The 24347-nt window shown below is 59.2% G+C and carries 18 protein-coding genes; 11 read left to right on the top strand and 7 right to left on the bottom strand.

Features of this window, described 5'->3' with window-relative positions:
• Positions 1 to 633: hypothetical protein (locus tag IPM54_09385; GenBank protein MBK9260034.1), on the top strand; the 633-nt coding region annotated here is incomplete at its 5' end.
• A gap of 34 nt (positions 634 to 667) precedes the next feature.
• Here the strand turns inward: IPM54_09385 and IPM54_09390 are convergent.
• Complete coding sequence (locus IPM54_09390) at positions 668 to 2665, bottom strand: VWA domain-containing protein (GenBank protein MBK9260035.1); 1998 nt, start codon at positions 2663 to 2665, stop codon at positions 668 to 670.
• 184 nt (positions 2666 to 2849) lie between these two features.
• Here IPM54_09390 and IPM54_09395 point away from each other — a divergent pair, with 184 nt between their 5' ends.
• Positions 2850 to 6011, top strand: coding sequence for a protein kinase (locus tag IPM54_09395; protein ID MBK9260036.1), 3162 nt, complete (start codon positions 2850 to 2852; stop codon positions 6009 to 6011).
• A 30-nt stretch (positions 6012 to 6041) separates the two neighbouring features.
• Here the strand turns inward: IPM54_09395 and IPM54_09400 are convergent, their stop codons facing one another.
• The gene (locus IPM54_09400; GenBank protein ID MBK9260037.1) at positions 6042 to 6965 is read right to left on the bottom strand and encodes a hypothetical protein; all 924 of its coding nucleotides are present in this window, start codon (positions 6963 to 6965) and stop codon (positions 6042 to 6044) included.
• A gap of 150 nt (positions 6966 to 7115) precedes the next feature.
• On the opposite strand from IPM54_09400, the gene IPM54_09405 reads away from it, so the two are divergent.
• The 8 genes from IPM54_09405 (at position 7116) to IPM54_09440 (ending at position 17717) form a co-directional block, all read left to right on the top strand.
• Complete coding sequence (locus tag IPM54_09405; protein ID MBK9260038.1) at positions 7116 to 7262, top strand: hypothetical protein; 147 nt, start codon at positions 7116 to 7118, stop codon at positions 7260 to 7262.
• Between the two features lie 138 nt (positions 7263 to 7400).
• A complete protein-coding gene (locus IPM54_09410; protein ID MBK9260039.1) occupies positions 7401 to 9830 on the top strand; it encodes an MMPL family transporter in 2430 nt (809 codons plus the stop codon).
• A gap of 133 nt (positions 9831 to 9963) precedes the next feature.
• Complete coding sequence (gene tssI / locus IPM54_09415) at positions 9964 to 12423, top strand: type VI secretion system tip protein VgrG (protein ID MBK9260040.1); 2460 nt, start codon at positions 9964 to 9966, stop codon at positions 12421 to 12423.
• Positions 12424 to 12443: 20 nt separating this feature from the next.
• Entirely contained in the window at positions 12444 to 15074 is a 2631-nt protein-coding gene (locus tag IPM54_09420) for a DUF2169 domain-containing protein (protein MBK9260041.1), read from the top strand.
• A 1-nt stretch (position 15075) separates the two neighbouring features.
• A complete protein-coding gene (locus IPM54_09425; protein MBK9260042.1) occupies positions 15076 to 16143 on the top strand; it encodes a pentapeptide repeat-containing protein in 1068 nt (355 codons plus the stop codon).
• Between the two features lie 66 nt (positions 16144 to 16209).
• A complete protein-coding gene (locus tag IPM54_09430) occupies positions 16210 to 16857 on the top strand; it encodes a DUF3540 domain-containing protein (GenBank protein ID MBK9260043.1) in 648 nt (215 codons plus the stop codon).
• A 12-nt stretch (positions 16858 to 16869) separates the two neighbouring features.
• Positions 16870 to 17271 (top strand): DUF4150 domain-containing protein, encoded by a 402-nt coding sequence (locus IPM54_09435; GenBank protein MBK9260044.1) that lies wholly within the window; start codon positions 16870 to 16872, stop codon positions 17269 to 17271.
• Positions 17268 to 17717, top strand: coding sequence for a hypothetical protein (locus IPM54_09440; protein MBK9260045.1), 450 nt, complete (start codon positions 17268 to 17270; stop codon positions 17715 to 17717). The genes IPM54_09435 and IPM54_09440 overlap by 4 nt, the downstream gene beginning before the upstream one ends.
• A gap of 25 nt (positions 17718 to 17742) precedes the next feature.
• On the opposite strand, the gene IPM54_09445 is transcribed toward IPM54_09440, so the two are convergent.
• The gene (locus IPM54_09445) at positions 17743 to 18066 is read right to left on the bottom strand and encodes a hypothetical protein (GenBank protein ID MBK9260046.1); all 324 of its coding nucleotides are present in this window, start codon (positions 18064 to 18066) and stop codon (positions 17743 to 17745) included.
• Positions 18063 to 19751: a metallophosphoesterase gene (locus tag IPM54_09450; protein MBK9260047.1), complete on the bottom strand. Its 1689-nt coding sequence runs from the start codon at positions 19749 to 19751 to the stop codon at positions 18063 to 18065. The genes IPM54_09445 and IPM54_09450 overlap by 4 nt, the downstream gene beginning before the upstream one ends.
• Before the next feature lie 114 nt (positions 19752 to 19865).
• Here IPM54_09450 and IPM54_09455 point away from each other — a divergent pair, with 114 nt between their 5' ends.
• Positions 19866 to 20633, top strand: a complete 768-nt coding sequence (locus tag IPM54_09455) for a hypothetical protein (protein ID MBK9260048.1) — start codon at positions 19866 to 19868, stop codon at positions 20631 to 20633.
• A 190-nt stretch (positions 20634 to 20823) separates the two neighbouring features.
• Here the strand turns inward: IPM54_09455 and IPM54_09460 are convergent, their stop codons facing one another.
• The 3 genes from IPM54_09460 to IPM54_09470 all read right to left on the bottom strand — a co-directional run bounded on the left by IPM54_09460 (position 20824) and on the right by IPM54_09470 (position 24081).
• Complete coding sequence (locus IPM54_09460; GenBank protein ID MBK9260049.1) at positions 20824 to 21234, bottom strand: hypothetical protein; 411 nt, start codon at positions 21232 to 21234, stop codon at positions 20824 to 20826.
• Positions 21194 to 22372, bottom strand: coding sequence for an ATP-binding protein (locus IPM54_09465; GenBank protein ID MBK9260050.1), 1179 nt, complete (start codon positions 22370 to 22372; stop codon positions 21194 to 21196). The genes IPM54_09460 and IPM54_09465 overlap by 41 nt, the downstream gene beginning before the upstream one ends.
• 158 nt (positions 22373 to 22530) lie before the next feature.
• Positions 22531 to 24081: an ATP-binding protein gene (locus IPM54_09470; protein ID MBK9260051.1), complete on the bottom strand. Its 1551-nt coding sequence runs from the start codon at positions 24079 to 24081 to the stop codon at positions 22531 to 22533.
• Positions 24082 to 24347: the final 266 nt, after the last annotated feature.

A 24347-nucleotide genomic window follows, 5' to 3' on the forward strand; every position in this document is an offset into this window, starting at 1 on the left:
GATGGGCCGGTGCGTTGCGATAAAGAAGCCAATGACAATCGTCCGCCTTCGTCCATGGCGGCGGGAGAAAAGTTTCTCTTGTCCGTGTACGAGGCGCTCACGGCAAATCCCGAACGTTTCCAGCGCACCTTGTTCATCGTCACGTATGCTTCGCATGGCGGGTTTTACGATCACGTGCCGCCCGCTCGCATTCGGCAAGAATCGCCCCGGGATGCGAGCTATTCGGCATTCGAAACGTCGGGTGTTCGCGTTCCTGCCATTGTCGTCTCGCCACATGTCGAAAGGGGAACGGTTTTTCATGGCACGCTCGACCATACGTCGATTCTTCAGCTCGTCGCCGAACGATTCGATGCGGGTCGTCCTTACTCGCCAGCCGTTGCGGCGCGCGCGGCACAAGGAATCGGCAGCGTGTCGTCGGTCCTCAATCTTGCTGCACCGCGGGACAAAATCCCCGTTCCGCCAACCGTTCCAGCTCGTTCGCGGCATCGCCTTCGGCATACCAAGTCTCCTCCCTCCAGGGAACGGGATGCATTTTATCAGGCGGCGCGAGCTCTTTGCGATCATTGCCCGTCACGCGTGGCTCGCACCTATCCCGCATTCTGGCGAGAATTCGCCGGAGCCGACTTGATGTAAAGTGAACACGTAAACGCACGAGCTCGGGTCGAATTCACAGCGTCACGGTGAAAACCTCGTGAGCCGCGTGGAAAACGCCCGGTAGATAAATATCCCAAGCCGATTCTTCGAAACAGCCCACGAGCGCGCTGCCCGCTTTTTCGCCATCGATCGAAGCTTTTACGGCGACGATTTCGGCGATCGTCGTTTCGATGGTCGCACTTGCTTTGCGACCTTTGCCTCCACACTTCGCCAAACCATTTTCGAGTTTCTCGCGGAGGAATTTTTCCTTGTCGACGGGATTCATGATGCCCGCTCCCATGAACCTTCCTCCCGCAAGACCTCCTGATCCCGACCCAAATCCAAAGCCCGACCCTTCGCCTTCGTCGAGCCCTTCCGTCGACGGACGCACGCCAGGTTCAATGGCGAGGTAGCTCGTGACGGGCGAAACCACTTTGCCCAGCATGGCGAGCGGCATCATTTCCGCTTCGGTGATGTCATTGTAAAGGTTCGTCCCGAAAAACAAACCGGCCCAGCGTTGCCCTTCGGCATCGTCACGCGTGAATACCTTGCGTATGGGCGTGGCCCAGAGTTCCCCCGTGACTTCCACCGAATCCACCGCTATCTTGGGCAGGCGCAAATCTTCGAGGCCTTGGCCTTCTTCGAGCACCGTGGGAAAAGAAAGCTCTTCCGGAGCAATCCCTCGAGGGCGCACGGAGAGGTGGTCGATTCGCTTGGGCCTTGCCCATTCTTCGAATACCGTCTCGTTGCGTTTGGTATCGTCCGTGTCGATCGACGCGCTCCAAACGAGGCCCCCCGACGGCCGCGTAACGGCATTCCATTCGTGGTCGTCTTCGCGGGCTACCCACGACTGATTGGAGCTCGACAGCGTGCTCACGTGCAAGAGCGCCCCGCTCTTTTGAAGTTTGCTTTTCAGCATTTCGGGCGTGACTTCCGCGCGCGTGCGCGTGTCCGTGAGCAAAAGGATACGCTTCGGGGCGCTCGAAGGTGCCGCCGCGAGCATGACGTCGGCGCGGGCGAGGGCTTCGTCGACATGACTGCCATTTTGCTGTTCGATCGTCATTGTTTTCAATGTCGTGCGGGCTTGCCCCACGGAAACGAAACCGGCTTTCGGGACGTGTACTTTTCGATCGAAGGGAACGATGGCAATACGTCCTCCAGGAAAGTGCGAAGCATAGGCTCGAGCCATTGCGAGCGCGGCGGTCGTTTCGTGCTCTTTCAGCGATCGAGACGCATCGACGAGCACGACCACGTGCGCCCCTGCCGGCACGGTTCCCAATCGCGGAGCTGCTTCGATGTGATAATGGACCAGGTTTTTCTCTGGATTGATGGGCACCGATGCCAAGGCTCCGTCGAGTGAGCTCGTCGTGATGGGCGCGACGGAAAGATCGACCTGATCCTTCAAGCGGACCCATCCCGGCGCGGCCACGGGTTTGTCCGCTACATAGACGGTTTCACCTGAATGCATGGGCCAAACGCTCGCTTCGGCATGAAGCAACTGCGTGCCCATCGCGGGAAGGTCGAGGTGGTGCCGGCCGTCGCGATATTGGGTCGGAATGCGGAGGGTGTATTCGATGGTTTTGTCTTCGCCCGGGGCGCAGGGGAACACTTGGAGCGCCAATCGATCTTGCGAACGCCACGACAAAAGCGCTGGGTCTTTCGGGTAATACCCGCCGATGCCCGTGAGCTCGCGATATTTTGCCGCGGCGGCTTCTGCTTCGAGCAGTTCTCCGGCAAACCAATGCGGTTTGCCTTCGAGCATGCCCAGCGTCCGCAAGCCCACGGCGACGGCACCACTCGGCATGTCAATATAAAATGTGGCCTGATCGTGCCTCGGTCCGCCATTGTGCACCGTGCGCCGCACGCGCAAATCTGCGTAGCCATGACCTAGTTGAATATCGATTTTATGCGACTTTTCGACGAGTTTGTCCGAACGTGTAGCTCGAAATGAGTCTGCAGATGCCAGATGTGGATCGAGCGTCAACGTGGCGAGTGTCGCGAGAGCGATGGCGGGACCAAAAAAAGTTCTCATGCGAAGGCCCATCGACAACCACGGGACCTTTTCGTTCCTGATTTTTTGAATTCCTAGTGGAGTGGATCGTTCCGGCCAGAGCGTACGGATGGCCCCTTTCATCGCGTTGTTCGAGAAGCGCACTTTCGGGTGTAGTGCACCGTTTCATGCTGGTATGCTCGTTGCCTAGACGAACGCCATCCTCATGCCCACGCCTCCGCTTGTTGACGACATCGCGTTTGCGCCGACTGTGCCGGCCACGCTTCCCGGGCTCGTTTCCGAGCGTCGGAGCATTCCTTCATCGCTTGGTGATCGTTACGACGACATCGAGTTTCTTGGCGAAGGCGGTATGGGCACCGTGTATCGAGGACGCGATCGGCGACTCGGGCGAATGGTTGCCATCAAGTTGCTCAAGGGCGTCGATGCCAATCTGGGGCAACGTTTTTTGCAAGAAGCCCGTGCGCAAGCGAAGATTCAGCACGACCACGTGTGCCGCGTCTACGAAGCTGGCGAGGTCAATGGGGAGCCCTTCATTGCCATGCAGTACATCGAGGGCGAGTCGTTCTCGAGAATGGCTCAGCGCCTCACCGTCGAACAGCGCGTGAAGATCATGCGCGAGATTTCCGCGGCGGTGCACGAAGCGCATCGGCTCGGGCTCATTCATCGCGACATCAAGCCTGGCAATATCTTGGTAGAAAAGCAGGCCGATGGTTTGAAGCCGTATATCATGGACTTTGGTCTCGCGAAAGAAGTCGCTGATCAAGGGCAAACCGTCACGGGTGCGGTGCTGGGAACACCCGCATACATGGCGCCGGAACAAGCTCGAGGTGAGCTGCGCCAAATGGATCGGCGATCCGACGTGTATTCGCTGGGCGCGACGCTTTACGAGGTGCTTGCGGGTCAGCCGCCATTCGTTGCGCAACATACGTGGAAGCTATTGATGATGGTGGCGTTCGAGGATCCGCAGCCGTTATCGGCCCTGAAAAAGGGTTTGCCCGCGGATCTCGAAACGATCGTGATGAAGTGTCTCGAGCGGGATCCGGGCCGTCGGTACGATTCGGCGCGGGCGCTTGCGGAGGACTTGCAGCGATTTTTGGATGGCGAGCCCATTATGGCGCGGCGGGCGTCGCTTGGGTATGTCGTATTGAAAAAAGCGCGCAAGCACAAATTCGTCACGGCGCTTGGCAGTATGACCGTGGTTGGCGCATTGGCTTTGGGAGGTTTGTCGGTCAAGGCGCGACAGGATGCGGCGGCCGAAGCGCGCATTGCGCAGGAATTCGGCGAGCGTGTGAAAGAAATGGAGCTTTTTCTGCGCGCGGCGTATGCACTCCCCATTCACGACGTGGAGCTCGAGCGAGATTTGGTGCGGCGAAAGCTTTCGGCCATCGAGCAGCGCATGAACGAGGCGGGCAAACTTGCCGATGGGCCGGGCCATTATGCGCTGGGGCGAGGCTACTTGACGCTCGGCGATGCGAACAAAGCGCGCGAGCACCTCGAAAAGGCAGTTACGGCGGGGTATCGATCGCCGGAGCTCGAAGTGGCTTTGGGACGAACGTTGGGGGAACTCTATCGTCGGGCGCTCGAAGATACGAAACGCATTTCGAATGCAGCGGAGCGCAAGAAGCGGGAAGGGGAGCTTGCCACGACATTGCGTGATCCAGCGCTATTGCATTTGCGGGCAGCGACGGGGGCGGACATCGAATCGCCGGCGTACGTCGAGGGGCTCATTGCGCTCTATGAAGGAAAGAACGACGAAGCGCGAGCGAAAGCGAAGCGAGCCTTCGAGGAGGCGCCTTGGCTGTACGAGGCGAAGAAGCTCGAGGCGGACGCGTTATTTGCGGAGGGCAGCAAGTATCGGCACGATGCGGCGTTCGATTGGGACAAGATGATGCAATCGTTCGGTCCAGCGGCCGAGGCGTACAAGGTTGCGTCGAGAATGGGGGAGAGCGATCCGGCGGTGCATTTGGCGGAGTGCGTGCTGTGGGAAAAGATGGCGCGTGGGAGGGATGCGAATGGAAAGCCTCCGGACAAGGAAATCGATGTGGCGGAGGCGGCGTGCTCGCATGCGGTTGAGGCGAGCTCGCGGGAGGGCGAAGTGCGGGTGCAACGTGCGAACGTACTCCAATATAGATTTTGGAATGCCAACAATCGGGGACTCGACACGAAGGCATTCGAAAAAGCGGCGCTCGATGCAGTGGAGGAAGCGGTTCGTTTTCGGCCGGACGATGTGCTGGCGCATTACGTCCATGCGACGACGCTGTATGTGCAATCCATGCGTCGAAGCGGCCGCGGCGAACGTGTCGATGTTGCGGGGACCGTACGTGCGTATGAACGTGTATTGGAAATCGAGCCGCGGTACGTATGGGCGCTCAACGAGCTTGCGCAAACGTATTTGGTGCAAGCCGAGTACGATCGACTGCATGGGGATGACCCTCGGCCAATGATCGAAAAAGCATCGAAACGGCTCGACGAGGCCATGCAGGCGGACCCTGATTTTACATTGCCGCTTTATGCGAAAATTCGTGCGGCAAATTATCGATTGGCGTACGAGACCGAGCATGGGATCGACGCGACGGAGACGTTACGTTTGCTCGATGATTCATTGTCGCTCGTCGAAAAGCGCAAGCTCGGCGGGTTCTTGCCAGCGTATTATGGTGCGAAGGCTCTTCGATTGCGTGCAGCGTACGAGTTTGCTATGGGGACTGATCCGCGGCCATCGATCAAAGCCGCGTTGAAAGAATTGCATTCGTTTGCGAACCCCGGTTCCGAGACCGGATTCATGTTGATGGAGCTCGCGGAGCTTCGCCTCGTGGAATCTGATTATCTGCTTGCAGCGGAATCGGTGCCCGACGTTGAACATCGGCGGCTGCGGGACACGTTGAAGAAGGCGGCCGATGAAGAGCCGGCGGACATCGATCTGCACGACCTCTTGGTCAGAATCGATCTTTGGGGAGTGCGTGTGAAGATGAGGGAAGGCCGTGCCGACGAGGCCGATTTCGATTTCGCAGCGAAGGAGCTCGCACCTATCATCACCAAGAGCCCCAACGACCCTCGCCCTTATTTGACCTTGGCCGAGGTTTGCGCGCAGAAAGCAATGTGGCTCGATGCGAGCGGAAAATCAGCAGGCGCGGCGGTGGGTGAGGGGCTCGTCCTCATCGAGAAAGTGCTCGGCATTCATCCGCACAGCGCCAGGGCATTCGTGTTGAAGGGCGAGCTGCTGCTATTGCGGGCGAAGGCATCGACGGGAAAAGAGCGGCAGAAGGCGGCGCGGGGAGCTAGCGACGCGTTTGGCGCGGCATTTCGGGAAAACCCGCGCCTAGAAAAAGCTCACGCGGAGCAGATGAAGATGGCGAGGGGGATGCAGTGAAGGAGTGGGCACGCAATTCCAGCGGACGAGTCACGGCATGTACAAGTCGTAAAAATTTCCCCAATCTTCATCCTTCAACCGTGCGCGGACGCTGTACCAGCACGGAGTGCCGAATGCGCAAGACAACTCCGAACAATTGCCCTCGTAAGTAAATCCGCAACTTTCGAAATTGTCGCATTGTCGCCGTAGACCGCTCCAAGGGGCCTGTGCCGACGAGTACTCGCGGCAGATATGCCCCACGAATGGGATGGTGTCCTCCGGTACCTCCGAATTCGTCGTGCTCAATTCGATTGTCGAGTCGAACATGTTACCCCAAGCAACCGACTCGGCGACGGGGTACAGCTCCAAGTCCTCGGTTGAGCGGTTGAGCGGCTGATAGCTGCCGTTTGCAGTCTGGAGCAGAATGTTGATCACTTCCCCGTATGCATTCACACGTTGCATTACGCACGCGGTGACATACCGTTTTTCCGTCGTCGTGAGCGCGCGCCATGTCCATGCGGGTGCGATACCAATTTCACCCGTATATGACTTCTTGACCGGGATTCCCAAGAAGTATCCAATCGTGTGTGCCGGATCGGTCACCGTCTGGCTCGAGCTCAGCGCGCACCCAATCAAAACTTCGAGAAAATCGACTCGCGCGCCCTCGAGGTCGCCCGTCGCATTGTGTGCCGGCATGTAAGGCATCGACGGCAACTGATTGCTCGAATTGACGAGTGCCGCATCGCCCAGCGCGCGGACGGTTTCTTGCACGCCGTGGTTCATCAATACAAGGTCTTCCAAATGGTTCTGCGTCCCCGGATCCCCGCCTGCTCCGAGCTCGACCTGGCTGATGTATTCTTCTTCGGAACCAGGACCCATGTCGCCAGGTTCGACCATGCAACCCATTCCATAAAGGCTCACGGCAAAAAACATGACCGACGAGGTGGAACGAAGAATCGAAGTGCTGATGTTCATGGTCGTCTCCCGGTGAAGGTGGGTTTCTGCATTCAAGCCATTGCAGCCGCCGTGCCAGCTCATCCCGAACGCGAAAAGCGGGGAATGAACGGCACAGACTAAGCGAGACTCCGCGGCTTTTCAACGGGACCATGCGGCGCTTCACAAACGATGACGACGAGACGCCAGTACACCGCGTCCTGCCAAGACGCGACCCGCGTTGCGCAGGAACGCGACGCGCGTATCGCGAATACGCAGCTCGTCCTGCTCGCGGCCGCTCCCCAAAAGTGGTCGGTACGCCAAGAAAAAGTTGGTTAAACCACGTATACAAAGGAGGTCGGCACCTGTTAAGGTGTGCAAGCTTATGTTTTCCAAGTGGCTGGCACCTTTTCTGGTACGTCCGCTCTGGCCGAAGCGCTTGCACTACGCGCCTGAGCAGCGTATCGAGTGGTCCCCATGGAGCCGGCCGTAGCGCCCGATGTGGCCCCTCGAGGCGGATGGAAGGCGCGACGTGTCGTCTCCCTCGCGCTCGTGCTGCTCACGGTGCTCACGTTCGTGGCGGTCACGCTGCGGCTGCGCATCGATCCCAATGTGTCGTCGCTTTTGCCAGATCGAGGCGAAGCGGCGGCTCTGCGGCGCTACGTGCGAGGTTTCGGTGGCGGGGACCTCGCCGTGGTGCTCGTGCAAGGTCCCGATCGCGAGACGAATGCGGCGGTCGCCGGCGAAATTGCGGACGAATTGGGCCAGCGTTCGAGCATTGCGCGGGCGTCGGCTCGCGTGGATTCGTCCCGCGCGCTCGATCCGATGCTCGCCTTTCGGCATGCGGACCCGCGCGCAATGGAGCGGCTGCGCCAGGCGCTCACGCCCGAGGGCATGCGTGCGCGGCTTGCCGAGAGTCGCGCAATGTTGCTCGCGCCGGGAAGTGGCGCGGCGGCCGAGGTGATTGGGCGCGATCCATTGCGACTTGCGCAGCTCGTCTACGAAGGCGCCGATATCGGCGCGGGCGTGCGTACGCAACCCGACGGGGCATTCGCGACCGACGATGGCGCCGCGTATATGGTGTTGGCCGAGCCCAAGGGGCAAGCATTACGCGGTGAAGATGCGCGGCAATTCGTTCGCGATGCCGAAGCGGTGCTCGCACCCAAGCGTGCTGCGCATCCGGAAATGAAATTCGGCCTCACGGGCGGGCACGCCATTGCTGAGGCAACGGAGGCGATGCTCAGGCGGGATTTGACCATTTCGAGCACCGTGGCCATGGTGATGGCGTCGCTCGTGTTTGCCTTGATTTTCCGACGCGTACGGGCGCTTCTGGCCGTGATGCCGCCGCTCGCGCTGGGTACGATATGGACCGCGGGCGTCGCGACGCTCTTTTCGGGCGGTTTGTCTGGGATTGCCATTGCGTTCATGTCGGTCGTCGTGGGCGTCGGCGTGGATACGGGCGTGCACGTTTATGCCGCGCTGCTCGAAGCGCGTCGCGCGGGGCTCGGTCCACGTGAAGCGGCCATCGAAGCGCGTAGAAAGACGGCCAAAAGCGTGCTTTTGGCAGCGGCGACGGCGGCCGCGGCGTTCGGCGCATTGAGCCTTTCGAGCATTACGGCCATGCGGCAGCTCGGCGTGCTTTGTGCGGCCGGTGAATTGCTCACCGCGCTCGCCATCGTGCTCGTGACGCCCGAAATTGGCGCGTGGCTCGAAAGAAAACCCCCGCCCCCGGAAGCTCCCGCAAGGTGGACGCTCGGCATTGCGTGGCTCACGGGAACGCGGCAAAGGGCGGCGCTGATGTCCATGCTGGCCCTCGTGCCCATCGTGGCCATTCTGTTTGGCGCGGCGCCGAGTTTGTCCGAATCGATCGTCGCCGTGCGCCCCAAAGAGCTCGAGCCATTGAAGGTGCAGCAGGCCGTCTTCGATGCATTCGGCGGCAAACGAGGTCAATGGGTGGTGCTCGTGGCCGACGAGGACCTCGACCATGCGCGCGCTCGAGCCGACCATATTGCAGAAACGTTGTCGTCGATGAAGGACGATGTGGACGCGGTCGACGCGCTCACGGCGCTTGCACCGGCCAAGGCGACGCAAGAAGCACGGTTTGCAGCGCGCGAAGCGCTCGATATGGCGGCGAAGGCCGACGAGCTCGAAAAGGCGCTCACGGAAACGGGCTTTGCGCCAGCGCGATTCACGAGCGTGCTCGATGGCATGCGTTCGCCTGCGCGCGACATCGTTGCAATAGACGACGTGCGTCGCGGCGCGGCGGCGATCTTGATGTCGCGGTACTTGGGTAAGGACCAGGGCGAACAGCTCGTGGCGGTCTACGTGCGGCCGCGTGACGTGCCGGGCGCGACGCAGCGAGTGGAGCAGGCGATCAAAAAAGCCGATGCGGCGGCGCTGCTCACGGGCTATTCGCGTCTCGAAGGGGCACTACGCAAAAGCTTGGGGCAGGACCTGCCGAAGATTGGAATCGTGGCGGGCATATTGGTCATCGTGGCCCTGTCGATGTCGCTCCGCCGCGTGCGTGACGTGGCGATTGCGGCATTCGTCGTCGGCGCGGAAATCGCGACGGTGCTCGTCTTGGTGCGGCTTTTTGGCATTCCGCTGCATGCGTACGATGCGCTCGTATTGCCGGTGCTTTTGGGCATTACGGTGGACGAGGGCATGTTTTTGCTGCACCGGGCACGTGAAACGACGGGCGACGTATTGCGCGAAACCTTGCGACTCGAAGGCCCGCCCGTGGCGGCGACGGCCCTCACGACGGCGGCGGGGTTTGCGGCGCTTGGGCTTTGCCGATTCGATGGATTGCGTGACTTGGGCTTGGTGGGCGCGATTGGCAGTGTGGCGGGGCTTGCGGTCGCGCTGATCGTCGTGCCGGCGGGCCTCCGGCTGTGGGGGACGCGGTAGAAAACTCCGCCGAAGTAAAAATCCTCGAAATGCGTGCAAGATTGTGTCTTGTCAACGGCTCGAATGTGATAAGATGGCATCACGTACGGGTTTTTGCTTGGTGTTTTGGCTGCAGCCACGGAGCAGGTTGACCATGAACGATCTCATCACCATCTCGTCGAGCGCGTTGCCGGACGTAGGAACGCGAGTCATTGGTTTTCGCGGGGTCGAGGCCATCTCGAAGCCCTATGAGATCGAAATATTCGTCTCGCTCGAAGGATCGGAGGGCGATGAGGTCGACTTTGCGGATGCGATAGGCGCCAAGGCCAAACTCATCATCGATCGAACGGACGATAAACTGCCTCCGTTCATCTTTGCGGGGGTTCTTGCCGGCATAGACCTTCTTCACGCCGTCGAAGGACGATCGCTGGTCCGCGTGGTCCTCGTGCCCCGTCTTCGTCTGCTTGGGTTGTCGAAGCACAGCCGCATTTTCACGAAGATGTCGGTTCCCGACGTCATCGAGGCCATCCTGAGTGACAACGGCTTCAGCGGAGACGACTACGAATTGCGTCTCGGAAGTTACGAGACGGAGGAGCATATTTGCCAATATCGCGAAAGCGACCTCGACTTCATCTCCCGGTGGATGGAGCGCGAAGGAATTTATTATTATTTTTTGCACAGCGAAGATGGCGAGAAACTCATCCTCGCCGACGACAAGACCTACGAGGAAGACGCGCTTGGAATGCCCATTCGATATTTCCCGCAGCTTGGGCAAGATCAAAGTGCGGGCGCGTCATTCCGGTCGTTCATCGCCCGACATCGGACGCTGCCGTCGGCCATCAAACTCAAGGACTACGACTACGCTCGGCCAAACCTCGCACTGAGCGGCTCGGCGTCCGTCTCTTCGACCGGTGCAGGCGAAGTCAGCCTTTATGGCGAAAGGTTTTTCACTCCATCCGCAGGCGAACGCCTGGCGAAATTGCGTGCAGAGGAACTGCTTGCGCGCGAAGTCGTGTATCATGCGGAAGGCAGTCGGTCACATATTCGTCCCGGTTCCAAGTTCGACCTCGAAGATCACCCGCGCCCCGCGCTCAACACAACCTATCTCGCGATCGCGGTGCACCATTTCGGCAATCAAGCCGCGGGTTTTTCCGCCTTCAAAAAATTCTTGGACTTCGAGCACGACGATGTCTACTTCTGCGAATTGGATGCGATTCCCGCAAAGGTGCAATTCCGTGCCGAAAGCAGCACGCATTGGCCACGCATCTTCGGTTTCGAAAATGGTATCGTCGACGGGTCTGCCGACAGCGAATACGCTCAGATCGACGATCAAGGCCGATATTCGGTCAAGTTCAAGTTCGATGAGACCAACCTCAAAGACGGCCGAGCGAGCACGTTCGTCCGGATGATGCAACCTCACGGCGGCGGCATCGAAGGGTTTCACTTTCCACTACGCAAAGGTACCGAGGTGCTCTTCAGCTTCCTCGGCGGCGACCCCGATCGCCCCGTGATTTCGGGTGTCACTCCGAACGCGCTCACGCCCAGCCCCGTGACGAGCGGCAATCATACGTTGAACGTCATCCAAACCGGCGGACGAAATCGCTTCGAGCTCGACGATCGCAATGGCCAGCAGCGCGTGACGCTCTCGACACCGCACGAAAATAGTTACATACGCATGGGATACCCCAATGCACGCCACCAACTGATCGCTTATACGAATCGCAATACGATCGTCAATGCGGGCGAGGACTTCGATTTGCGGGTTGGTCAAGTCCAGGGTAGCGGCATTTGGGATGCCCTCATCAAGAACCATTGGAAAACGCATGTGGAAGCGGGCGGCGTTGCGCTGGGTGTCGTCACGGCTCCCGGAGATCCCGAGGCGGGTACTTATGCGCTCGTCGCAGAGCAAAATATTTCGCTCACGGCAGACAAAGGCAATTATTCGCTCAATGTCACCAAAGGTGCCTGGGTGACAAACGTCGAACAGGACACGACGTGGACCATCAAGACGGGCAATACGAAAATCGACACGCAAGCGGGAACGACGCAGCTCCTGAGCAAAAAGAAGGTAACGGTCGATTCGACGGACAACGCGATGGATATCCACGCGAAAAACAAAATCTTCATCAATTCGACCACGGGTCAGATCGAAATCAAGACCGATACGGCTGACGTCAAAATCGACGGCAAGTCCAACGTACACATCGAAAGCCACGGGCCCATGACGATCAAGTCCGTCGGTGAGCTCACGCAGGAAAGCAAGCAGAAGTGGTACGCCCGCTCGTGGGGTGACTTCGTCAAACTCAACTTCTCCATGGGCGTTGGATTCACGATCGGGATGACGAGCGACACGAAAATCGGCATCTTCAACGAAAACCTCATCGGCGGAAAAATGGAGCTCACGCTCGCCATGAAGGCGGCCATCTCCATGGCCATCAACATCGAATGCGCGATGGGTCTGACCGTGAAGAACAAGATTGGTCCGGCTGAAATCATCTACCGCAACGCGAGCATCAAGAACTGCAATCTCTGGTTCAAAAACTCCGTCGGTCCCAAGGTCGAAAGCTCCATCATGCGTCTGCAACGCGCTGGCGTGCACATCGCCCTCGCCTGAAGCGACGAACCCGTCCGATTATGAAAGTCCTGAAACCCATGGCGCTCGCGCTCCTCACCGGACCGTACGAGCGCAAAGGTCAAACGCACCTCGCCATCGTCGTGGGAGCCATGACGTCGCTGCAAGGCGACGTGCTCGAACACGAACAAACCCTCTGGAAGTCGCTCGCGACCATACCGGGTTTTACCGGGGCGCTCGACGAGCTGAAGCCCAAGGTCAAACCCGAAGTGCTGGCCGTAGGCTGGGCCTTCGCTCCCGAAGGTCGCAAAGTGCCCGCACGAAGGGTCAAAATCGAAGTCGGCGCGCTGTCGAAAGAACTCTGGGTCGTCGGTGATCGCGTGTGGAATAATGGCGTCGCCAGCGATCCCGTACCTTTCGATCAAATGCCCATTTCGTGGGAACGAGCCTTCGGTGGTGAAGGGTATGCGGCAAACCCGGTCGGCCGAGGGCTCTCCCCAACGAAAACCGAAGACGGCGATACGGTGCACCTGCTCCCAAACATCGAGCTACCCAAAAAGCTGATTGGTTCACCCAGGGATCGCCCACCTCCAGCAGGGTTTGCCCCGATCGATCCATCGTGGCCAAAACGCCTCGCAAAATTGGGAACCTACGACAAACGCTGGCTCGAAACTCGATATCCCGATTATCCCGACGATTTCGATCCGACGTACTTCAACCTCGCTCCCGAAGACCAATGGCTCGATGCGCCGCTCGAAGGCCAGGAGCGTGTCGTCATCGAACACATGCATCCGACGAAGGAGCGAATCGAAGGAAAGATCCCCCGATTTTTGGCGCGCGCCTTCGTGAGTCGCGAAAGCGCCCTTTTGCGCGAAGTGTCGTTGCGGCTCGATACCGTGCTGCTCGTGCCTCACATGGAGCGAATCGTCCTTTTGTACCGAGCGTTTGTCGAAGTGCAAGACGACGAAGCCTCCGACGTGCTCGATCTAATGGTCGCGCTCGAACGGCATGGTGAGCCGAAAGGGCTGAGTCATTACCGCACCGTCCGGGAAAAACGCCTCGATCGCGACAAAGGCTCGCTGTACGCGCTTCGCGACAAAGATTTGATTCCCGACGGGGTACGAAGCGGAACCGCCGTCAACGACGAGGAGCTCGGGAAACTGCTGGCGCGCGAAGGTCTCGTCGAACGGGCTACGAGAAACCGCGCCCGCGCACAGCTCGAAGAAACGCGCGAACAACTGCGCCAAGCCGGCATCGACCCGGACGAACACGTCCCCAAAGACGTGCCCGACGAGGATCAACAAATTCCGGACATGAACGGTATCGCCGAGTTTGTCGAGACGACCGAAAAGCAAGCGCAAGAGGCCATTCAGGAGGCAGAGGCCAAGCAAAAAAAGGCGCTCGAGGACGCTAGAAAGCTCTGCGAAGAAAATGGGCTCGATTTCGACAAGCTCCTCGCCGACGCCAAAAAGGACCAAGGCGGACCGCCGAAGTTCTCGGCGAAAGCAGAGATGGAGCGCCTGCGGGATCTTGCCGAGCTTTCGGCCAATTCAGGCGTCGTCATTCCCGAAATAGCCAAGCTCGCCGACCCTGCCCTCGAAGAAAAACTCATTCAAGCCGAAGCCGTCCTCAAGGACACCTATCGCAAGCACGTGCACTACATGCCTCGTGCGCACGAGGGTGCCGAGGAGCATGTCGCACGCGTACGTTTGGAGGTCGAGGCGCTGCTCATTGGGGGTGAATCGCTCGCCGACCATGATTTCACGGGGGCCGATTTGTCCGGTTTGGACTTCAGCGATCGTGATCTGTCGCGATCCTTCTTCGAGGCAGCTCGGCTGGAGGGGTGCAAGTTCGTCAATGCAAACCTCGAAGGCGCCGTGCTGGCTCGAGCGAACCTGAAAGGTGCCGTATTTACTCGGGCCAAGCTCAAAGGTGCCAACCTGGGCGAAGCGATCTGCACCGAGGTGCTCTTCGATGGTGGCATTGACGCGTCGGAGGCGGTGTTTGTCAGAACGGATCTCCGTGGGGCAAACCTTCGCGGGATGATCTTGCACAAGGCGGACATCAACGAAGCATTGCTCGACGGTGCGGATCTTTCGGGCATCGTGGCGAGCGAGTTGACGGTGTTGCGCAGCGATTTCCGCGGGGTGAAACTTGCGGGCGCGACGATCGAGCGGTCGAACATGCTGGAAATCGACGTGTCGGGCGTGGATTTTCGCAAGTGCAAGCTTCCGGGCACGGTCTTTCTCGACGTCATCGCGGACGGGGCCAATTTCGACGACGCGCAAGTGGAGAGCCTACGTATCGTGGGTGTGGATCGCGGTTGTTCGCTCGTGAAGGCCACGTTTCGCCGTGCCAATTTGCGGAGCGCGTTTTTCCGGGGCGCACGTTTGCAAGAATCCGACTTCAGCGACGCCCTGCTCGATGCAGCAGACTTCTCCAAGTGCGACTTGACCGGGGCCACCTTCGAAGGCGCGCGAATGCGTGAAGCGCGGCTCATGAAAGCCAATCTCACGCAGGCCAATTTGGACTGCACGGACCTCTTTCAAGCATTGCTCGGAGGCGCCATCGTTCGCGGGGCGCGTTTCGAGCGGGCGAGTTTGTTTCGTGCGGATGCCATGGGTGCGGTGGGTGACGACAAAACCAGCTTCCGCGGCGCGAACGTGAACTTCGTACGCAGGGCACCGAGGTGACATGGATAGGGCGACGATCGAGACGCGGCTTGCGCGAAGTGAAGTGTTCGAAGACGAAAACTGGGATGGTTTGGATCTTTCGGGCATCGATTTCGGCGGCAACATTCTATCCAAAATCTCGCTTCGAGGCTGTCGTTTCGATGGGGCGCGTTTGTCCGAGGTGACCCTGTCGCAATGCGATCTCACGGATGCCGTTCTCGCGGGCGCGGCCATGCGGCATGTGAACGTCATTCAATGCAAATTGGATCGTGCCAAGCTCGCAAGGACGAACCTGAACGCGGCGAACCTCATTGAATCGACGTTCAACGACGCAGATCTCGAAGAGACAAACCTCACGATCGCGAACATCAGCGACTGTCGTTTCGACGGCGCATCACTTGCGCGAGCCAATCTCGACCGCGCTGCGTTCGTTGGAGCGAGCTTCGATGGGACGGATCTTGCCGGCGCAAACCTCGTGAAGGCAACGTTTTTCCGGGCCGATCTGCGCAAAGCAAAGCTCGATGGGGCCACGTTTCACACGACGATTTTCACCGAATCGAATTTGGCCGGTCAGAGCTTCGAGAAGCGGGAGCTTCCGCTCGTCCAGCTCATCGACGCAAACCTCGAAGGGTGCAACTTCAACGGCGCCCGTATCGAGCAAACGAACTTCAAAGGGGCAAAGCTCACGAAAGCAACGTTCGTCAAAGCGCGCGCAAAGCTCGCGATCTTTCACAAAGCGACCCTCACGCTCGCCGTGATGACGGGCGCCGACCTCTTTCAAGCCATTTTTCAAGAAGCAAGCGCGGAAGGTGCGGACCTATCCGACTCGAACCTCGAGCAATCCATTTGGATCGACGCCAAGTGTCGCGCGGCGAAGTTCATGCGCTGCGATCTGACCCACGCCGACTTTACCCACGCAGACCTCTCGCTTGCAAACCTCGGTGGTGCGAAGATGTATCGAACGCGCCTGCATCGAGCGCTCCGCGATGGGACGAACATGCCGGCAGGTTCTGCAGCGGCGCTCGGAGACGAACCTTTGCTCGCAGAAGCAGAGGATTGGTGGGAAACGCATAGACCGAACCGATCATGAAAGGGGCTCGATGCGAAGGCAAACCGAAGTCCCGAAGATTCAACCAGGGCAAGAGCGGAGGAAAGCATGGAAGCTGTAGCAAGGAAGCACGAGCCCAAACTGGTGTACGAAGAGTTTGCCGAGGTCGTTTCGGCGGGCGAAGTGCTCACGTTGAAAACGAACACGGGAAAGGTTGTCGCGCGTCGAGCGGCGAGTTGTTTGCTCGTGCCCGAGGTGGGTGATCGGGTTCTGTGCGTGATCGAGACGCGAGGGGATGCGTTTGTCCTAGCGGTACTCGAGCGAGCAGATGGTGCGCAACGTGCGACGGTCGAGCTGCCGGAGAAGACGCTTCTTCGTGCGGCGGAGCGGTTGACGATTGCGGCAAACCAAGGTGTGGATGTGGTCGGAGGCGGTGAAGTGCGCATCAGCTCCGCGCGGGTGGAAGTGACCGCGATGCATACGCGTCTTGCGGGTCGCGTGCTGGATGTCGTCGGCGAGGTCGTGGGCGCAGACTTGGGCCGCGTAAAACTCGTTGCAAAGACTGTGGATGGGATGCTTGAAAGGCTGAGTCAACGGGTGAAACGCAGTTTCAAGGTCGTCGAGGAAACGGACCAGGTCAAAGCGCGGCATCTGGATTATGCAGCCGAAACGGTGGCGCATTTCCGAGGAGAACACACGGTGGTCACGGCGAAGGACCTCGTGAAGGTCAACGGCGAGCAGATTCACGTGGGCTGAGAGGAGGCGATCATGTTTGCGAATACCCAAATGGGCGGAATGAATTTTGGGTTTCCCGATGTGTGTTTGACGCCGGCGCCTCCAGCTCCGGCGCCCGTGCCCATTCCCTACCCGAACGTCGCGCTCGGGCCGATGGGTGTAGGCGCTGCGTACAACGTGTTATGGAGCGCGACGCCAGCGCATACGATGGCCACGACGATTCCGTTGTCGAATGGTGACAACGCCGGAATCGCCACGGGCGTCGCGTCGGGAACCGTGATGGGGCCGTGTCGGCATGTGACCGCGGCATTCACGGTGTTGCTCAATGGCGTGCCGGCAACTCGGCTCACGAGCGTATCGATTCAGAACAACACGAATTGTCCTGGAATGCGTGTTGCCCCGAGTCAAGTGCAGGTGCTTCTCCTCGCGCCGTGAAAGAGCACAATCGAATGAAACTCGCGCTCATCGATGCGCGGTTTGGCAAGAAATCCGCCCTTTCACCGAGCGCTGATTTCGAGGCGGCGTTCGTTCGTTTGCGCGAGCGTATCCTCCGGCCCATCATGCAGGACGTTGCGTCCGAATTGCGGCGGCTCGGGCATGATCCAACCATCGACGAAGACGCCAAGCTGCACGAGAGCGAACGCATTTCGCCTTGCATTACGCTGCACCTCGGGCTTGCCCAGCGAGGTTCCAAATCGGGTTACATTTCGTTTGGCATTGTCGTGGGCAAGGAACCCGGCGAAGTGCTGGCGTGGCTCGTGGCTCCACCGACGCCATTCGATCTGGGCCATTATGCGCAGCCGGATACCATCAGCGAAGCTCATGTCGAGCAACTGCTCGTCGACGCGGTGGAACATCTTTTTGCGCACAGCAGTACGTGATGTTCCTTTGGCGGCGCTTCAATGGCTAGCGAGCTTTCTTCCAGTGCTTGCGTATCTCGGCCGGATCCACGTCGTCGCCTTTCAAATTCGCGAACATTTCCATGTAGCCGCAGCCGAGGCAAACGTACGTATCGAAATACGCGTCTTGTAGTGCACGACCGTTCTTGAACGACAATCGTGCTCCACTCGGGTTGCGATAAACTTCGCTCGATCGGCACTTCGGGCAAGAACCACTGCGCATGATGTCCTCCGCGGGCCACCATAGCAGGTACGAGCCCGTGGAGGGAACCCATTTGTCTTGTGAGCCGCAAGCGATGGAGGGCGTGATGGCTTCGAGGCGCCAGCTCAAACCGAAATCGTCGGCGCGAGCCTATTCTTGAAAAACGAGTTGTACTGTGGATCGTTGTACCGCTCGTATTCGATCACGAATGGCGTCACTTGCAAAACGCCGTCTTCGTACGTGATCGTCAGCGCCATCGGCGTCACTTCGCGGTAATTGCTCTTCGCCGGCAAATCGTTGTTGTTCTTGCCGCCCGCCGAAAACAAGCTCAATAGCTTTGCGTCCGGCTCGTCGTAAATCGTCTTGAAACCTTCCACCACCCGCTCGTGACCCCGAATCATCGTCGTGCAACCAATCCGCTGCATGAACGATCGGAATTGATGCCGCCCGAACGGAAACCTTGCATTCGCCTTCTGCAATGCATCCGGCACGAAGTCCGTATCGCTCGGATCGCTCCACAACATCTGAAATCGTATGTCCGAATCGTTCAGCGACGTCAAATCCTTGTACTTGTCGTCGAGCGTCGCGTCGCGCGGAATGCCCGCGTGCACGAAGAGCATCTGATCGAAGATCAGCATGTTCGGCAGCGATTCGAATAGCCGCATGTACGCCTGAAACATTTCCGTCGGTGCAATGCTTTCGAGCGATTGCATCGCCTCCGCCGGACGCACGGGCGCGAGCACTTTGCCCTTGTGCTCGATGTAATATTCGTGATTGCCACGCAAAACGAAGACATGCCCCGGCACCGTCACGAAGAGCTGCATCACCGTTCGCAAAATGCCATTGTAGCTATATTTGCCCCGATCAATGTAATCGCCGAGGAAAACCGCTATCATGCGAGGATTGTTTTGCGGATCGTCTCGAAACGCCTGGACCTTCGTAAAAAAGTCCGCTTGCAAAAGCGCAGCCTTCAAACACGTGTAGCAACCGTGCAAGTCGCCGAGCACCAAGAGCTCGACCTTTTCTTCCGGCATCGGCTTGTAAACGTATACGTGCCCATCGAGGAAAATGCTGCCCGCAGGAAAGTGACTGAAGTCCGACGCCGCGGAAAGTTTGCCCTTGCCGATTTTGCGTTGCTCCCCGAGCGTCGCCATGAATCGTTCCACGAGCGCCAAGTCGGCTGCCGATTGCTGCGCAAATGTCGCCGCGTCGCTCGCATAATCGTGCTCGAACATCTTGAAAAACGGATGATCCGCCATGCGCGGCGAGACCTGCTTCGCCTTGTCGATCACCACGTCCCCGCGTTCGATAGGCTCCACCTCCAGGTCGTCGAGCTCGATGGGCGCGTCGAGCAGCGCCACGATGTCGTCCCGAAACTGCTGCTCCTCGGGATGCACCACCCCGTCGGCCTGAATCAGCTCCTCGGCCGTCGCGAGCAGCGCCGATCGGTTTTCATCGTCGAAACGCTTGAACAGCTCGAACGTGCGGAGCTTCAGTTTCGCCAAGACAAACTGCTTCGTGTCCTCGGACTCCGCAACGCTCTCCGTGAAGTAGTCCTGGATTTCACCGTCGATCTCGTCCATCACCTCGTGAAAGTGCTCGGTCCATCGAGCGATGATGTCTTCGTGCCCCGTCAAGTCTTCACCGATCGTGCTCACCGCCCGCCCGTGCACGAGCTTGGCGATGTAATCACGGATGAAGCCTCGTTCGGCGCTGTCGAAGTCGCCGTCGATGTAGCCGAAGGCCGTGAGATAGTAGATGATCGCGTGCATCTGCTGTTCTGCGACAGCAGGGTCGGAGCTGAAGGTCATCATCGGCGCGCATTCTTTCGATTCGCCTTCTCGAATGCAAGGGTCCTGCATGGGCCCGAGTCTTCCACTCTTCTCGGCGGCTGACGAGAGGCGTATTCATGTTCTACGAGGAGCATCATGTCGCAGCCGTCCAAAGCCGTTTCGGATCGCATCGCCATCAGTCGCACGGTTGTTCAATCGCTGAACCAACACGCTCCGGAGATCGCCCAGGGTCTCGAGCGAGCACTTTTTCCGCAGGGCGTTCCGCAAAACCTCAAACTCGCGGATGTCGTCGTCGCGCTGGGTGTACTGCTCTCACGCGCAACGGAAAGCATGATCCATGCTGACGCTGCTCATCTGATCGAGCTTGCCGACGACGCCGTCCCTCGCGCGTTGCTCGAACAACGAAGCGAAATGCTCAAGGCGTTTCTCGTTTCGCTGCGCGCAACGCTCGTCAGTACGTACGGTACGACCGTCGCCGCGGCGTACTCAATCCCGCCGCAAATTCCCGACGACCCTGAGCTTTTGCTGCGCATTGCCGCGGGTGTCGAACGCCTTTTGCGCGAAAGAACGCTCGTCGAGACGCCAAAAATCAAGAGTTTGGCCATTGCGCCGCTCGCCGTCGCGGAAGACCTCGGCGCCGCCGTTGCCGATCTGCGCCGAGCGCTCGCGGACGTGACGCGTGAGCAGCGAGAAGCGATCGCATCGGAGACCGTGCGCGAACGAGCGCTCATCGAGTGGTTTGCCACGTACATCGCGACGGCCGAAACGGCGTGCGGCCTGTACGCGCTTGCAGGACAGCCGGAGCTTGCGCAAGGACTTCGGCCAACGTCGCGGCGACTGTCGGGTTTGCCCGAGGACGAGGACACCGCGCCAGCGACCGAACGCCCTGGCGGTGCCGTGTAAGCATCTCTCGATGCACGTGCGGGTGGGTCTTCCTGCGTGACGTTCGCTTCCGTGAACGGTTTGTCGCAACCCACGTCCGTTGCTCCTCCAACGAAAAGCGCCGAGACGAACTCCGCGGACAAACCATCGACCCCTCGTCAAGCTCGAGCGTCCGTCCGCGTGTCGCGGCGTTAGGGATTGGCCGGCGAGCTCAGCACCCGACGATCCGAATGTGCTTGCCTGCGTATTCCGCTTCCCGCACGAAAAGTTTGTCTTGCCACGAGACCGACTCGCGCAAGTCGAATAGAACCAGCCATCCTTCTCCAAGCCCGAGCTTATCGAGGTAACCGGCGAGCTGTTCGAGGGCACGGCTTTCCGTCTCCGAGTCGCGACGAATCTTGACCTCGATCGCATGGCGGTCGCTCTTCCAGCGAATGAGCAAATCGAGCGCTTTGCGACCCAACCCATACTCGCGCTCGATGACCCCGCCGCCATTGATGACCCGTTGCAGAAACGCCATGAGCATCAAATGCGGCCCGGCTTCCCGATACCCGAACCCCTCGGCTGCAAGATGTCCATCTTCACGCCAAAACTTCTGCCAATCCACCATGAGTTTGGCCATGTCGAGCGAACCATCCTTGCGGAGGTAACTGCGTCGCGGCACGATTTGCCCCTGTCGAATGTATGTCAGCGTCCGAGGAATCACCTCGCGATAAATTGGATTGGCGATCACGAACTGTCCCCCGATTCTTCGAGACGGGCCCCAATCCCATCACATAAGCGAAGTCATCATCCGAGACATCCGGCCCGTCTCTCCCGCGAGCATCGGATCGATGATCTTGCCGTACGCGTTCTTCTCGCAACTTCGCAAGCAGCGAATCGATGTGACTACGCCGCTCCAGAATGATCGTCTCTTTTGCAGCATCCACGTGCGCTGCCGTGATCGCTACCGACCGATCCTCGACATCCCAATTCACGATTTGATCCGCCATTGCATTCGTGAGCCACGGATGGCCCTGCCCCAGCTCGTAAATGCGCGCCACTGCCTCCGGCTCGAATCGTTGACCCGTGGCCGCCGTATGCTGGGCCAAAAGCTCCTCGACGTCGGCATCCGTAAATGGCGCAATCGTCGTCGCGTCGGCCGTGATGTTGAACGGCGAGCTCGTTCCGAGCCACGACAGCGGTTTTTGATCTTTGGCGCGCACGGCGTAATCGCGAACCTGGCGCTGCCCGATGAGCACGACGCTCGCAGGAAATGGCGTCTTTGCCCGATCGATGTATCCCTGTCGAAGCTGGGTCAAGAAAGAAACCATTGCCTTGCCCATGAGCGCGTCGGCTTCATCGAAGAGCACGACGAGCGGATGCGGTGCACGCGCCGCAACGTCCTCCAGATAGCGCATGAGAAAAACGCGCGATGGTTTTACTTGACGTACCTGTGGACTTCCCAAGCCCACGTCGGGCAGATCCCGCATCACGGCACGATCGAGATCTTCGCGGATGACTTTGAACGTCAAAAATGGCGAATCCGTATCTCGAGCGTTCTGCACGTCGACGTGCATCGCGCACCATCGACCCGTACCGTTCAGATGCTGCACGAGCCACTGGGCGCTCGTGGTCTTGCCCGTTTGCCGTCCGGCGTGCAGCGTGAAGTATTTGCGGTCTTCGATGAGCCGCATGACCCGCCCAAGACGTCGTTCGGGCGGCAGCATGTAGTGCTCGCCCGGAATGCATGGACCTGCGATGTTGAACGACGGCCGCATGCGGTGACCCTACTGCATCGGGGTGCGTCCGTCCAATTTCAGAGAGCGGGAAAGTATATGGCAAGTCTTTCCCCGGGCAACATAACGGCCGACTGAGCTGCTTTGCAGTCGGAGCTTAGCGCGAGGCGGCGCGCGGCGTTAGAGATTGGCCGGTGCCCTCAGCACCCGACGATCCGAATATGCTTGCCTGCGTATTCCGCTTCCCGCACGAAAAGTTTGTCTTGCCAGGAGACCGATTCGCGCAAGTCGAATAGAACCAGCCACCCTTCTCCAAGCCCGAGCTTATCGAGGTAACCGGCGAGCTGTTCCAGCCCTTCGGCTTCGGTCTCCCTATCGCGTCGAATTTTGATTTCGATGCAATGGCATTCCTTTTTCCAGTGCACGACCAAATCCAGCGCCCCGCGGCCAAGCCCATACTCGCGGTCGATGCGTCCGCCCCCATTGACGATGCGTTGTAAAAAGGCCATCAGCATCAAATGCGGGCCCGATTCGCGATACCCGAATCCCTCGGCCGCAACATGCCCATCCTTACGCCAAAACTTCTGCCAATCCACCATGAGTTTCGCCATGTCGAGCGAACCATCCTTGCGGAGGTAACTGCGTCGCGGCACGATTTGCCCCTGTCGAATGTATGTCAGCGTCCGCGGAATCACTTCGCGGTAAATCGGATTGGCAATCACGAATTGTCCACCCATTCTTCGAACGAGCCCCAATCCCATCACATAAGCGAAGTCGTCGTCGAGAACATCCACGCCCGTCTGATCTCCCGCGAGCATCGGATCGATGATCTTGCGCACGCGTTCTTCGCGCAACTTTGCAATGAGCGAATCGATGTGACTACGCCGCTCCAGAATGATCGTCTCTTTTGCAGCATCCACGTGCGCTGCCGTGATCGCTACCGACCGATCCTCGACATCCCAATTCACGATTTGATCTGCCATTGCATTCGTGAGCCACGGATGGCCTTGCCCCAGCTCGTAAATGCGCGCCACCGCTTCGGGCTCGAATCGTTGACCCGTGGCCGCCGTATGCTGAGCCAAAAGCTCCTCGACGTCGGCATCCGTAAATGGCGCAATCGTCGTCGCATCGGCCGTGATGTTGAACGGCGAGCTCGTTCCGAGCCACGACAGCGGTTTTTGATCTTTGGCGCGCACGGCGTAATCGCGAACTTGGCGCTGCCCGATGAGCACGACGCTCGCGGGAAATGGCGTCTTTGCCCGATCGATGTATCCCTGTCGAAGCTGGGTCAAGAAAGAAACCATTGCCTTGCCCATCAGCGCGTCGGCTTCATCGAAGAGCACGACGAGCGGATGCGGTGCACGCGCTGCCAAGTCCCGCAGATAATGCATGAGAAAAACGCGCGATGGTTTCACTTGACGTACCTGTGGACTTCCCAAGCCCACGTCGGGCAGATCCCGCAGCACGGCATGATCGAGATCTTCGCGGATGACCTTGAAGGTCAAAAACGGCGAATCCGTATCTCGAGCGTTCTGCACGTCGACGTGCATTGCGCACCATCGGCCCGTACCGTTCAAATGCTGCACGAGCCACTGGGCGCTCGTGGTCTTGCCCGTTTGCCGTCCGGCGTGCAGCGTGAAGTATTTGCGGTCTTCGATGAGCCGCATGACCCGCCCAAGACGTCGTTCGGGCGGCAGCATGTAGTGCTCGCCCGGAATGCATGGACCTGCGATGTTGAACGACAGCCGCATGCGGTGACCCTACTGCATCGGGGTGCGTCCGTCCAATTTCGGAGAGCAGTCATTGGGGGCCTTTCGCTGTTGTTCGAGTCGCCGCGCCGGTCACCCAGACTGGTAACTCCTCGGAAAAACCATACCAGATCGGCGCGATGCCCGATCTGGCTGGGAGTTGCCTGATGCGGCGAACGCTGACAGCATTTCCGGTCACCCAGTCACCCATCCGATCGCCCTCGAAGCCGCAACTCGGCGCCCAGTTGCCACCTCATTGTATGATCGAC

It is taken from the genome of Polyangiaceae bacterium (assembly GCA_016715885.1).
In the GTDB taxonomy this organism is placed as follows: Bacteria; Myxococcota_A; Polyangia; order Polyangiales; family Polyangiaceae; genus Polyangium.

Excerpts from the sequence above, each read along its gene's own strand:
- IPM54_09470 (MBK9260051.1), bottom strand. The coding sequence starts at position 24,081 with ATGCGGCTGTCGTTCAACATCGCAGGTCCATGCATTCCGGGCGAGCAC.
- IPM54_09455 (MBK9260048.1), top strand. The coding sequence starts at position 19,866 with ATGTCGCAGCCGTCCAAAGCCGTTTCGGATCGCATCGCCATCAGTCGC.
- IPM54_09460 (MBK9260049.1), bottom strand. The coding sequence starts at position 21,234 with ATGGCCAAACTCATGGTGGATTGGCAGAAGTTTTGGCGTGAAGATGGA.
- IPM54_09395 (MBK9260036.1), top strand. The coding sequence starts at position 2,850 with ATGCCCACGCCTCCGCTTGTTGACGACATCGCGTTTGCGCCGACTGTG.
- IPM54_09390 (MBK9260035.1), bottom strand. The coding sequence starts at position 2,665 with ATGAGAACTTTTTTTGGTCCCGCCATCGCTCTCGCGACACTCGCCACG.
- IPM54_09450 (MBK9260047.1), bottom strand. The coding sequence starts at position 19,751 with ATGATGACCTTCAGCTCCGACCCTGCTGTCGCAGAACAGCAGATGCAC.
- tssI (MBK9260040.1), top strand. The coding sequence starts at position 9,964 with ATGAACGATCTCATCACCATCTCGTCGAGCGCGTTGCCGGACGTAGGA.
- IPM54_09425 (MBK9260042.1), top strand. The coding sequence starts at position 15,076 with ATGGATAGGGCGACGATCGAGACGCGGCTTGCGCGAAGTGAAGTGTTC.
- IPM54_09400 (MBK9260037.1), bottom strand. The coding sequence starts at position 6,965 with ATGAACATCAGCACTTCGATTCTTCGTTCCACCTCGTCGGTCATGTTT.
- IPM54_09420 (MBK9260041.1), top strand. The coding sequence starts at position 12,444 with ATGAAAGTCCTGAAACCCATGGCGCTCGCGCTCCTCACCGGACCGTAC.
- IPM54_09410 (MBK9260039.1), top strand. The coding sequence starts at position 7,401 with ATGGAGCCGGCCGTAGCGCCCGATGTGGCCCCTCGAGGCGGATGGAAG.
- IPM54_09430 (MBK9260043.1), top strand. The coding sequence starts at position 16,210 with ATGGAAGCTGTAGCAAGGAAGCACGAGCCCAAACTGGTGTACGAAGAG.
- IPM54_09465 (MBK9260050.1), bottom strand. The coding sequence starts at position 22,372 with ATGCGGCCGTCGTTCAACATCGCAGGTCCATGCATTCCGGGCGAGCAC.
- IPM54_09435 (MBK9260044.1), top strand. The coding sequence starts at position 16,870 with ATGTTTGCGAATACCCAAATGGGCGGAATGAATTTTGGGTTTCCCGAT.
- IPM54_09405 (MBK9260038.1), top strand. The coding sequence starts at position 7,116 with ATGACGACGAGACGCCAGTACACCGCGTCCTGCCAAGACGCGACCCGC.